At 50.0% G+C, this 12,830-nt stretch carries 5 protein-coding genes and 1 pseudogene; 2 read left to right on the forward strand and 4 right to left on the reverse strand.

The features are described from left to right. Window positions 1-410: 410 nt before the first annotated feature. From EWF95_RS03610 to EWF95_RS03620, 3 genes are all read right to left on the reverse strand, one after another. Entirely contained in the window at window positions 411-4,142 is a 3,732-nt protein-coding gene (locus tag EWF95_RS03610) for a surface glycoprotein (protein ID WP_142442693.1), read from the reverse strand. Window positions 4,143-4,253: 111 nt separating this feature from the next. Continuing rightward, on the reverse strand, window positions 4,254-4,439 hold the full coding sequence (locus EWF95_RS03615; RefSeq protein WP_142442694.1) for a hypothetical protein: 186 nt from the start codon (window positions 4,437-4,439) through the stop codon (window positions 4,254-4,256). A 257-nt stretch (window positions 4,440-4,696) separates the two neighbouring features. Beyond that, entirely contained in the window at window positions 4,697-10,033 is a 5,337-nt protein-coding gene (locus EWF95_RS03620) for an ATP-binding cassette domain-containing protein (RefSeq protein ID WP_142442695.1), read from the reverse strand. Window positions 10,034-10,192: 159 nt separating this feature from the next. Here EWF95_RS03620 and EWF95_RS13905 point away from each other — a divergent pair, with 159 nt between their 5' ends. After that, window positions 10,193-10,489: a transposase gene (locus EWF95_RS13905; protein WP_142442696.1), complete on the forward strand. Its 297-nt coding sequence runs from the start codon at window positions 10,193-10,195 to the stop codon at window positions 10,487-10,489. A 138-nt stretch (window positions 10,490-10,627) separates the two neighbouring features. Here EWF95_RS13905 and EWF95_RS03630 read toward each other — a convergent pair whose 3' ends face one another. Further along, window positions 10,628-11,452 (reverse strand): hypothetical protein, encoded by an 825-nt coding sequence (locus EWF95_RS03630; protein WP_142442697.1) that lies wholly within the window; start codon window positions 11,450-11,452, stop codon window positions 10,628-10,630. A gap of 452 nt (window positions 11,453-11,904) precedes the next feature. Here EWF95_RS03630 and EWF95_RS03635 point away from each other — a divergent pair. After that, a pseudogene (locus tag EWF95_RS03635) lies at window positions 11,905-12,700 on the forward strand (IS5 family transposase); the annotation flags it as partial. Between the last annotated feature and the right edge of the window lie 130 nt (window positions 12,701-12,830).

Here is a 12,830-nt window from a genome sequence, read left to right on the forward strand (position 1 = left end):
GTCATAAAACGGTTCACACACCTGTAGTATAGCGGTTTCTTTGAACTAGCCTACTGTTTTGATCGTAAATATGGGATTTGAACTGGTGATCGCCCTCCTTATTCGCCCATGTGAATCGTTCTATGACACCCTATACCCTCAAACAAAGCAAGCGTACTGCTCATCAGTTAGCTCTTTGTTAATTGTATTGAATTGTTCAATAGTATGGACAATGCACGAAGCCGGTGGCGTTGGGGCCGTCGCTGGCGTCGGGGTCGCTATACTACAACGTACACGCAAAGCAGATTGATCAGCAGGACAGTAAGAGTACTGGCAGAGCTACCAAGTAATCGAGTTACGTACGGTGTTCAGCCGTCAGATAAAAAAATGACCGCAAACGGTTGTGAAGACGGAAAGAGTGTCCGTCAGATCTACAAGACCGGTTCGCCGTTACGGAACGCGGCAGCCACGTCACCGAGTTCGCCCGGTCCGATCTCACCGTTACGGAAGTCGGCAGCAGCGTCACCGAGACCCTGCGGGCCGACGACTCCGTTATCACCAGCGTAGGTGATGATGGTCGGCTCTTCACCATCTTCAGTCAGGACGACAAGGGAGGTACCGTCATCCTCCGTGCTGTCGTCGTCAGTCTGGACGTACCAGCCGACAGTCTGACCTGCAAGGTTGGCAGGAACAGTGGTCGTGAGCGTGACCGTCTCACTCTCACCCACATCAAGCGGGCCAACGGTGGCACTGTCAACAACATTGCCACCAACAACCCACTCAACGGTCTGCTGGTCGCCTTCTGCCTGACCTTGGTTCGAGACAGTCACATCGATGGACGTCTCCTCACCAGCGGTGGCCGTCTGACTACCGAGATCGCCGCCGATCTGGTAGTTGGCGCTTGCTGCCGGGTCACCGCCGACGATCACGATGTCACCGTCGTTAGTGCCTGTGCTGATGTCGTTGAACGCTCGGGTCTCAGTATCGCCGTCGAATTCGGCTTCAACAACCCAATCCTGACCGGACTGAAGCCGCTCGCCGGAGGTCTGGTTCTCGATGAAGGTGTATGAACCCTCGTCACCAGCCTCAACGGTTGAGACAGCGGCTCCATCCACGTCAACGTCATTTGCGTTTTTGTAGAGTCGGAGCGTCGCACCCGGGAGGTTGTTACCGTTTTCGTTAACAACGTCCCCGGTGATCGTTGCCGCACCGAAGACAGTCACTTCAGCCTGCTGGCTTCCGGTTGTCGACGCACCGCCTGCGGTGTCGTCAGATGCGGAGGCCGTGACGTTCACGGTTCCGTCACCGGCACTGGCGGCCTCGAAGGTGGCCGTCACAACGCCGTCCTCATTCGTTTCGAGGTTATCGAAGTCAAGCGATCCGACACTATTCGGATCGGTAGGGTTGTCAATCAGCGAGAGATCATCAAGTTCGACGCCAGCACCAACAGGAGTTGGCTCCTCGTTGGCACCGACTTCGCTACTGCTGACCTGAACTTCGACAGTTCGATCGTTACCCTGTGCGATGTTCGTTTCCTTGACTTGCTCACCGTCAGCGTCTTCGACAGTGGCATCAAGGTCATACTGGATATCGATAAGCGGTTCGTACTGCTGGACGCTTAGGTCGACACTGCTCGGAGTTGCATCAGCGTTGTCGTCAACATCGACGACGCTGTAACCGGCGAAGTTAGCGAATCCCATCCGGTTTTGACCGTCTGCGGATTCGGAATCACCGGCACCTGCAACAACAAGGTATTGCGAGCCACCTGCGGCGGTCGGCAGGTTAAGCAGTTCGAACTCACCATCGCTGTTGGTTCGGTCGGTCGGAACAGCACGTTCGGAGCTGAATTGCTCTTCGATGGCCTCATACGTGAGGTCTTGGTCGTCAGGAACATCGAAGACATCATTCGCTGAGGCTTGCGCCGCGCCAGTGCCACCGAGTGCGCCCGGTGCTTCATTCACCGTCGCGTTCAGCCAACGCGTTTCCTGTGAGTTATCAGCGAGGGTCAGCGTCACCTTCTGCTGAACCTGGTACTCGTTCGGCTGCAGGAAGTGTACGTCAATTGGGTTCTGATCGCCTTCGCTGAGGATGTTGAACCCAGGTTCGGTCTCGTTTTGGACGACTTCAGTAGTAGTTGCGCCTGTTGTGACAATGTAATCAGAGCGGGGATCCTGCACGATCTCTTCCCCGTCGCTGTAAGTCACAACGCGGAACTGGTCGTCAGTTGCAATACGGACATTGTCAGCCGGATCCTCACTGTTGACGGCCGTTCCGTCGACATTGGCTGGTGCGTCTTCGAGTGAGAGACCGTCCTCGATGGTGATACTGTTGTCAAGTACCGAGTCGATCTGAACAGCGTGAACCGGGACGTTCTCAGCGGATTCGACGTTACTCTCAACACCGAGGCCGATGCTTTCGTTCACCTCATCAACATCACCGGAAATCGTCCCGGTATCGCCGATATCGGGGACGAACGAGACAGTGACAGTATCGCTTGCACTGGCATTCGTCGATGCGTTGAATTCAAGATCAACATTCACGGTCTCGGAAACGTCACTCGGAGTGACGCCGGCACCCGCGAAGTCAAGGTTCACATCGACTGAGCTCGTACCGTTTTCGTCGGTATCAGCCGGATCAGGATCGACGTTGACGTTCCCTTGGAAGGTTGCGTCGTCAACGTTTGCCACCGTAACATCGACTTCGCCGGTTTGATCATCGTACGGTGCAAGTTCACCGGCAGTCGTGCCGAAGTCGGTGGTGTCAGCTGTTTCAGTGAATGTGTCGAGCGTGACAGTTGCATCGACATCATCACTCGTCGATTCGAGGCTCGACGGAGCCGGGTCGATCGGGACAGCACCGCTGCCAATGTCGCTTTCGATTCGGTCAACTTCACCGTCGTCGAGGACGGTCAGCCGGTCAGCGTCAACGTTACGCTGAAGTCGAAGTGGCTGATCGTCATTCTGGCCAGGCCCGAGAGGCTCAGTCGATCCAGCGAGCGTGCTGAACTCATTCTGAGGATCGTTAATCGTGATGTCGTACTGGCTGCCCTGTCCGAAGGTTGCCAGCTCGATCGAATACTGATCTGTCTCGCCGGGGATGAAGTTGGCCGTATCGACGAGTGGGTTGTTGCCAGCGAGTGTATCGAAGTCCGAGAACGGCACCGAATTAACCACTGTGGTGCCACCAGAATTACCACTTTCGACGATGGTCACTTCCAGCCGTTCGGCAACCGCAGTGTCGATACCTGCCAAGTTCTGTCGATCCGTAATCTCACCACTAATGAGGGCGTTATCGTCATCACGAGCGGTCACCGTGTTGACGACCGTGTCGTGAGCAAACGCGCCGTCAGAGTTCGTGGTAATAGTCGCGTCTTCCGTATCTCCAGTGGCGAGGTTGCTGGTCGACGGATTGAGTTCAGTAAACTCGACTGTGCCGCTTGCAGGGACAGCAGTCGTGGTGTTACTGGCACTTCCGCCAGCACCGCCAACGGCGACCTCAACACCGGTTTCGGAGTTCGCACCAGTATTCTCAACGGTGACGTTGTACAGGATGTCGCTACCCTGTGTAATCACCTGATCGCCAGCCGGTTCAACGTTCGTGATTTCGAGACCGAGAACGTCGAAAGTCGGAGTAGTATCAGTCTCGCCACTGCCGGCTGATCCACCGTCAGACTCGATTGTGTGCGTGAGGTCACTGGCGACGGTACCGTCGTCGTACGTGACTGTCACGGTGATGTCGATAGCGTTGGCTTCACCACCGGTAAGCTGAGACTCATCAACGGTTACATTAACATAGTCATTGGCCGTATCAGAGGTTTCGGTGACTTGAGTCCCGCTAAAATCAGTGCCACCGGAAGTGCCACCGACAGCAGTTGCATTGTCGAGTGAAACACCCGAAACACTGAGATCAGCACCGGTTTCACTCACGTTGATAGTTGTTTCCGCACTTACACCGCCACTATCAGCGTAATCAGTACCGTTCTGCAGTGTAAAGTTGAGTTCTTGTGTGACTGTACCTGCAGTTAAGTCGATGTCTTCCGCCGTTGTTTCGGCGGAGTCGATTGCCGCCGCACTGCCAGCAAACGCGGTTCCGAAGGCGACCATCGACAGCACCATGATGGCCGCAAAGAAGACCGCATTAAACTTCTCTCGCGTACCACTCATGCTGGTACCTCCGCATACGGGCTAGCCGCGCCCGTTGTAATTGACTGGGCTGTACTACGTACCGTGCCGGAGTCACCGGCTGTTGTATGTTGTAACATTTCGTTGTCGTCGTTATGCATCGTCTGCATCGATCTCGAAGTACTCCCGAAGGATCGCTTCGAGCTGCTCCGAGACTTTCTTATCCTCACGGATCGCCTCCGACCGAACGCGACGCCAAACAGCATCGTCGACTTTGATCGTCGTCCGAGTAACGCTCTCGTCCTCGGAATCGTCTGACGCGGTCATCTCTGTACTCATTGGTGTCGCGTCGTGGTCGAGCGCGACCGGGCCAAACCGGCCGCTGATCCGTGTAGAACTGTAGTTGTCTGCCGATACGGCCGATTTGTGCCGTGCATTTGTTACGGTGTCACTCCGGTAGGGGGTAACTAAGAGGGATATAATAAGCTTTGTTGTTGCTACCGGTTCTTACCGTCAGACAGTATAAACTACTTACCTGGTACTACTTGTTCAAGAACAGTATATCGAATACAATAAAAAAACGAGTAGTGAAGATATTACATTACACGTTCGTTCGTCCGGAACGCCCGGGCAACGTCTCCAAGGAGTTGCGGGTCAATCTTCCCGTTGCGATAATCGCGGGCCGCATTGCCAAGTCCCTGTGGCCCGATTTTACCCTCCGGTCCCGCGTACGTAGTAATATCATATGCGGTCTCTACGACGACACGGAACGCACAAGAAATCGAGTCAGTATTTGTCGACTCCACGCTCAATGTCCCGTTGTAGTTACCCGGTTTCGGCTCGTCGGGGAGGGCGACAGTGATCTCAATCGCTTGTGAATCTGCAACAGTTACGCCATCAGATGTGAACGTGACGGCGTCCGGCAAGATCGATTCGTTGCCATCCTCATGAGTTAGTGGCGTTGTGGTGAGTGAAACGTCCTCAGCGGCTTGGTCTCCGTTAACTTCTTGAATTACCAGTGTACCGGTGATCGATTGATCGTCTTGATCAGCGTGCAGCCTGAAGTCGGTTGGTGTGGTTGAAAGCTTCGGAGCTAGTTCCGGTCTATTTTCGGTGGTGATCGTAAATGAAGAGGTCAGTGCGTCCGTTGGGCTCACAGTTGGCGTTGACTCCGTATTCGGCCCTGTCATCTCTTCGTATGGCGAGTCATCGGTAGTCTCCTGATCGTGAGTCTCTGCAGATGTATCCGTCTCTGCGACGAGTGCCGGTGCGCTGGTTTCGATAGTGTATGTTTCGTCTGTTTGTTGTAATGTGACCCATTCATTACTCCCTTGGTCGGTAGCACGACCGGAGTATGTTGCACCTGGTATCTCGTTTATTTCGGTTCCGCTCTGATAGTCGTAACCGGTACGGTTACCGGATGTATCAGATACCAACAAGTCCGTTGTATACCCGTCATAATCAAGTTCAGCGGTCACAGATTGTAAATCTGGATCCGGCGTGATTTCTGTTGATTTTACATCTCCTTCTGAGATTGTGTCCTCCGCGATAGTTTCGACCATTACCTCCTCTTGAACCGTAAATTGGTCTTTTGCAGTATCTGCTTCGATTGCGTTGTAATCAAGTTCACATATACTAACAGGAATAACCGCATCCTCTGTCGGCACAATACTCTCCGGCGACATCCCAAGCGAGACATCCAATTCACCTGTGAGGAACCCTTCATCTGTCGGCACCTGATATGTGATGTCGTAGGTTTTTGGGCCATCGTTGCTACCAATAACCGAGTCTCCTCCATCAATTTCTACTTTGTATGCTGAATTAAACTTATCACGATCATTCCGGAGGCGGTAGTCAACTTCGAATGTCGGCCGAAACGGAACCGAGCCGGTATTTTCTATCTCAATACTTCCTGTTGCTTTCCCATTGGTCGGCGGTCCAAAGGAGACCCAGTCACCAACAACGGGGAGATCATCGATAAACTGCTTGATGCCCCCGACAAACGAATTAAGCGGATCGACCTGCGTTTCATTGTCGATATCCGGTAGAGAAAGATTGCGAATCTGGGCATCGGCAAACTGTGCAAACCCAGCCTGGGCAAATAGCTCAGCACCGGTTAGTCCAACATCGTAGGCTCCAGCCTTTGCTCCAGCTACAAAATTTCCAGTGACCCATGCACCAAAAACCGATTCGGGCTCGGTTTGTGTGTTACCCTCAGAACTAATAGCTGCACCAATTTCTTGGGTAATCTGTCCGAGCGAGATACCGGTCATCACCGCTGAGTGAGCTGCGTTATCTTCCGGTGTGACCGAGATGTCAACAGTCTCAAACTCCACACCTTTCATTTGTGCCGCCGCTCCTGCTGTTCCACACTTACTTACCACATAGCCAGCCCCAAACGAGACAATTGCTGCGAGCGCAGTGCCGATGAGGATCGCGCTTGCGGGTTCAATTTCTGTGTCCACCTCATCTGTTTCCACCGCTGATTCGGTTTCGAATGTTCTCGCTTGTACTTCCTTCTGCGTATCCTCAAACTGGTGTTCAAGCTCCTTGGCGGCTGCGACCATACTCTCGACAATCTCTTCACCACGGGCTCGGAGTCGTTCAGATCGCTCTGTAAGTCCCGTCGCAGCGCGTTGAATCTGATCCTGTGTTAACTCTCCATCTGCGGTCAACTCATCAATGATATCCGTTCTAAGTTCCCAATCTTCGGAGAAGCCATCGGCGATTGTTTTGCCGTCGTCAAAGGTGAGTGCTGTATTTTGCCCCTCATACTCACCAACGTAGTACTCCTCAGCGATCTGTTTCCTCTCAGCAAGTGTGGTCGCTGCTTCTAATTTTGAGAATAGTTCATCATAAAACTCATAGAGTATCTCAGCATCGGTATCGTCATACTCAAAGCCAACCTCATCACGGATCATCTCAAGACTTGCATCAGCAAGTTCACGGGTGCCATCTGTGACCTCTTCATCTGAGACAACCCCTGTTTTGTATCCCCAATAGTCGACAAGCCGGTTTGCGTACGCTTCGCCGTACTCGTGGTAAAGCACTGCCTCGTGAGCACCCTGTCCCCTGAAATGTGCTTCCATAAGGGATTTGTATGCTGATTCGAACTGATCAAGTGCTTCTTGGAGTACAGTATAATCAGGAGAACCTGAAGCAACAGGGCAGGTTCCATCTTCAACTCGAAACGTGGTCGACTTATTATTGTTTGCATCCTTAACAATAATAGCCTCTTGATCCCCATAGGTAACGGGATCACAGGCGATATCTTCTACACGGAACGGAACGTCCGCATACGTAGTTATATTCTCGCCATTATCAGCGAATACCCGAACAATATAGTTCCTGTTTTCACCGACCTCTTCAGCGTTGTCGCCTAAATATAGCGTTTTCCGACCATCTTTCTCTTTGCCGACCGCAATGCCACTGTGATGAATAAAGTCCTCACCATTCTCAGTGCGCTCCGGGACGATTTCGTTTTCTATTGTACCATCAGTATCAACCTGCCAGACGGTGTTACTCCCATCGTATGTCCACCAGATCGAATCTGACTCACCATCATAAGCTAACCCATCGGCTGGCCATCCCTGCTGGGAGAGTGTAAATCGTGTTTCAACCGCACTTGGATCAATTTCTTCGCTCTCAGTTTGGTCACCGATGTCGATCAAGTAAAACTCTCCATCACGACCTTCAGTAGCCCATAGCCGGCCTCGAGTGTGATCCCATGTTGCCCCACTGATATCGACCGGTAGGATCTTTGTCGCAATGTGTGTTCCAACAGCATCTTTCTGCGGTGATGGTTCATAGATATCGATTTCGTTGGTCGTATATCCGTCAACGACCATCAGAAACTCGCCGTTGAAAGTGTTACTAACTCCAGCACTACCTGTACTTGGGAAGCTAATCTCGCCGAGTTTTTGACCTTCTTGTGCCGATGCAACCTCTGAAAACTGTCCGAATCCACCTGCAACTGCCGCCCCTGAACCTACTAGTTTTAATACATTTCTTCTGTTCATGTCTGATTTATTATTACCTTCGTTAGACATACAGTTTTGTTTAACAGTTGGGTTATTATATTTTTTGTATTGACCAACAGATTTGTTCACACCATCTCCATCCACATGTGATGATTGTGCAGCTGAAGGTGCCGAATAATCGCTGTCTGTGTCAGATCTCTGTTGTATATCTGAAAATTTGCAGATCCGATCAAAATAATCTTTAGGTGGGATTCGAGGTGTCACAGAAATAATTGTGATCCCTAAATTAGAGATAGCCGAGAGGATCTCCTCTTCAAGTTTTTTATTAAGTTTGCTTGTTGCCTCATCAAGAAGTAATAAATCGGGATCTCGTAATAGTGCTCTTGCGAGCGCAACCCGTTGTCGTTGTCCGCCCGAAAGTCGCGCCCCTTCATCACCCAAAATAGTTTCATAGCCGTGTGGTAGTTTTGAGATAACTTCATCAAGACAGGTCAATTTACACACCCGCTCAATGTCAGATTTAGAGACTTGACGGTTACCAATAGTGAGATTCGATTCTAGGGTCTCATGGAACATCGGTGGATCTTGACGAACAAATGCGATCCGTTTGTACCATTCGTTACTGCATAATTCGTTGAGCTGGCGGTCATTTATATAGATGACGCCAGATTCTGGTTCGTAAATCCCTGCAAGCAGGGACAAGAACGTCGATTTTCCGACCCCCGAATCTCCCACAATTGCGACTGCTTCCCCGGCGGTTATGTCCAACGAAACCCTATCCAGCGTTCGATCCTGTTCATTAATAGCATATTTGTCTTGGTCGTAACTAAATGTCACGTCAGTAAACGAGATACGAGTAATTGTTTCGGGGGGGCTCGTCTGACCATGATCACCATCGGGTTCGTCATCCAGTTCATTACCGTCTGCGGGAACACGATCCATGAACTGTTGAACCCAAACCAAATGAGGGAGGTCGTTCTGTATCTGATAGTATTTTAAATGGAGTGAACTCAGACTCGGGCCAATCTCTGCCATGACCACCAAATATAGAACAAGTAGACTCACCGGAAGCTCAAGAACAGTAAGACCCAAATAAAGCAGGACAAGTACAGATATAGCGACAGTTAATTCGTAAGTATATTTGATGGCATTCTGGTTTCTGCGGAGTAGAATACGAGAGTTGGTAAACCGATTAACACCTGCTTGGAATTCCGAGCGTAGTTCCGACTCGGAGCCAAACAGTCGTATTTCACGAAGGTTTTGTACAGTAGTCTGTGCAATTTCATGACGTTTTGCGTTGCCCTGTGCAACACGGTTACCAAGTTCATATCCTGACTCAAGATGGAATACAAGTCCTGCCCCGACAAAGATCAAAAATGAAAATGAAACCACTGTCATTTTTGATGAAATAGAGAAAGCTATTACAAAATACACTAGTGTGAGCAAAAATATCTCAAAAAAGCTTGTGAACCGCTGGATAACACGGCCAGCGTAGTAGGTTTCAGTAATTATATCATTAAGAACCTGATCCGACTGGAAATTGTCGTACTCACTGGGATGAACCGCAAGTATCGTATCGAACATACGCTCCTGGAGATCCCGAATGTAATAGCTGCGTAGTGCCTGTTGAAGCCAACCGAAAATGAATGCCGCTGAGTATCGGAGCGTCAGTATGAGTATCGCGCCGAAAATAATATTACCAAGAGTAAACGGAATACCAAGAGAGTCATATAGGCTAGTGAACATATTAAGAGCGCCACCGGCGTCAGATATTTTTTCAGGTGACTGAATGTTCTCAATAATCGGAAAAAGAAAGCTGAGGCCGATGCCCTGCATGGTAGCTGACAGCACTCCAAGCACAATGATGAGCAGTGTGAACCGCGGATTAAACCGCATAACATCCAATATTGCCGCAGTCTTCCCCGAGACTGTTTCAAAGTCGGTCTGTTGCATTCAATTATTTCTGTTCGGTTGTTTGAACAATTTTCGATATAAATGTTTTGCAGGATTTACACATGGTGTCTACTACAAGAGTGAAGCACCAGCATCTTCTACAGGTTTTCATTAGTACACGAAACAAAAAAGACTCTGAACAGCCTTTTACCGAGCGGTATGATTCGTGCGTCTCAGAACTGGTTCCGTGGGTTTCAGGGCCAGCGGGTCGGTAATGTATGTAGTAAGGTTCGGATTCTGCTCATTTGCGATAACTTCTCGTCGCACTTTCCGTATCTAATCGATCACGTGGTTGAATCGCTCGAAATTACTCGTGTTTCGTTACCGAGCTATTCACCTGATCTCAACCCAATCGAACCAACTTGGAACTGTGTTCACCGCGACCTCTCACCACGTGACGCTGATACCATCGAAACATTCCTTGGTTCTGATCGCTTGCGAAAGTTACGTCCGTGACTAGATTACACAGAGATTTTAAACCGTGATACGAGAAATAACTAACGTGCATGAATATTTTTGTGGAACTCTCACGGTTTTTATCAACTCAGAACGCGACAGCGGTGAAAAATCAGAGCCTCGAAAGTGAGTGGAATATTAAATTTTATTGATATTTGATTTAAATAATTGAGCACCACATTCATTGCAAAGTACAACCGCGATTTGATATGTCGAACAACACGATTCAATCGATTTAGTACGAAAATCAAGAGTTCCACTACAGCTGGGGCATGTTTCTGCGAAGAGTCGTAATCCGCTGAGTAATTGACGCTGTTCGTTTGTTTCAAACCCAGACCAATTCGATATTCGATCCGAAAGAACCTGTACAGCACCAAGATCAGCAAAAAATGCAACTTTTGAGTCCCAAAGCCCAATAATTGTTCCATCTACACGTGCAACAAACATCTCATCGCGTTCACTATACTCAACGTTACCGTCTTCAACATTAAAAAAGTCAAGTAGTTGACTTTCACCACCAGATTTTTTCATTTTGTCGATTTCTGTTTGCCAATCATCACTGAAATCAGCTGTAATACAGAGATCAGTTCCATTGTTACATTCATCAAGTGCTCCAGCAGCTACAAGTATTGGTTCTGGGTTTGTTTTTGTTTCAGTCTCAGTAATCTTCTGCTCTTTATTAAATATCGTGAGTAGCCACGGCGGAAAGTATCGTTTGGTAAGTTCAGGTGTGCCTGGCACAAGATACCCCCTGAGATAAATTGAAAGTAGTGATAATATAAGAACACACCCACCACACACAAAACTAATAACAGGCTTGATAACAATATAACCAAAAATAACAACAATACTTGTCAAAAAGATAGAAATTATGATATTGACTATAGTACAGGGTAAACATCGATTTTTACCAGTATACTTAGCTTGACGAAATCGACTGAGAGAGGGGAATTCTACTGACATGCCGTATCCTAATACAATCTGTTGTTTGACTTCCTCCGCGTGGCGGAGGAATCCGACCATCGGATTCGGTTTTGTGGTTGCCTTCGAGGTTCCAGTCGCACTCAGAGGGGAACCGGCAGCATACCGTGGGAACTCTCGTTTATTTCCCTCGCTGTAGGGTTGTGGCCTAGTTAATAAGGCCCATCGGATCCCGTGTCATCGCCGTGGAACCACCGCCGACTTCCCGCCCCTCACGGTTTGGGGCCGGCATCTCACCAAATCCACAACATAACATAGTATACCGGGGCACAATAAAATGGTTGCGGTGGGAAATCTTCACTTTCGAGACTCAGATCCATCAGGAGCATGATTTCCGTCACACAGTTCTACTGATCGGCTCTGGTGAATCGCTGGAAAGCGTCGATTTTGGCCGTCAGAACTAGTGGCACGAAGCGGGAAACCGCCGATGATCCATGTCGAAGATTTCCCGCTTCACGAGCAAAGCGGTTCAATTAGCTAAAAATGCTGTCGGTGAGCGAGGCGAAGTCGCCGCCCCTGAAGGGGTGGCGGCTTCGCCGATTATGCCGTCGTATCGCCACTGTCTTCGAGTTTACTTGGAGAAGTCCTACCGAGAGACGTTGGATCTCTTGAGTGAGATGCCACATATTCTCGGGGAGATCGGCCTTGAACCGGCCGATCTCCCACATCACTCGACGCTAGTGAAGTGGTTTGACAGGATCAAGACAGCACTCTGACGAGTGCTGCTGCGCCTCTCGGTGCAGCTGCATGATCCGAGCGGACATGCTGCTATCGACGCGACGTTTTTCCACCGCGAAAATGCAAGCAAACACTACTGCCGTCGGACGAATTACCGCGTCCAAACACTCAAAACGACCGCTCTTGTCGACACAAAAAGCCAGGCTATTCTTGACGTTCACTGTACGACCAAGAAACGCCACGACACACAGCTCGGCTGGCAGGTCGCCCGTCGCAACGTGGGCGACCTCGCCAGCCTCGTCGCCGACAAAGGCTATGACTGGATGGAATTACGCGAAAAACTCTGCGAAGAGAGCGTGAGGCCACTAATCAAACATCGTGAGTTCCGGCCCATCGATCCGCGCGTTGTGCGCGTGATCGATGGGCCTCGATACCGCCAACGAGCGATGTGTGAGACCGTTTTCTCGACGATCAAGCGCACGCTCGGCGACGCCGTGCGTGCGCGAACTTGGTATATTTCGTGAACTCGTCCTGATGTGTGTAGTTCACAACAGTACAGTAGGTCAACATGGAGTTAGAAATTCACGGTCACGTCGAAAAAAGCAACAGCTGACAAACTCGGGTCTCGAAAGTGAGGTGCTCGCTGATCCTGTTCACCCAAATTCTGATCAAGTTGTGGGTA

The sequence above is a fragment of the Halonotius roseus genome (assembly GCF_006861655.1).
Taxonomy (GTDB): Archaea; Halobacteriota; Halobacteria; order Halobacteriales; family Haloferacaceae; genus Halonotius; species Halonotius roseus.

Coding starts and splice junctions, on each gene's coding strand:
- EWF95_RS03610 (WP_142442693.1), bottom strand. CDS start 4,142: ATGAGTGGTACGCGAGAGAAGTTTAATGCGGTCTTCTTTGCGGCCATC.
- EWF95_RS03615 (WP_142442694.1), bottom strand. CDS start 4,439: ATGAGTACAGAGATGACCGCGTCAGACGATTCCGAGGACGAGAGCGTT.
- EWF95_RS03620 (WP_142442695.1), bottom strand. CDS start 10,033: ATGCAACAGACCGACTTTGAAACAGTCTCGGGGAAGACTGCGGCAATA.
- EWF95_RS13905 (WP_142442696.1), top strand. CDS start 10,193: ATGATTCGTGCGTCTCAGAACTGGTTCCGTGGGTTTCAGGGCCAGCGG.
- EWF95_RS03630 (WP_142442697.1), bottom strand. CDS start 11,452: ATGTCAGTAGAATTCCCCTCTCTCAGTCGATTTCGTCAAGCTAAGTAT.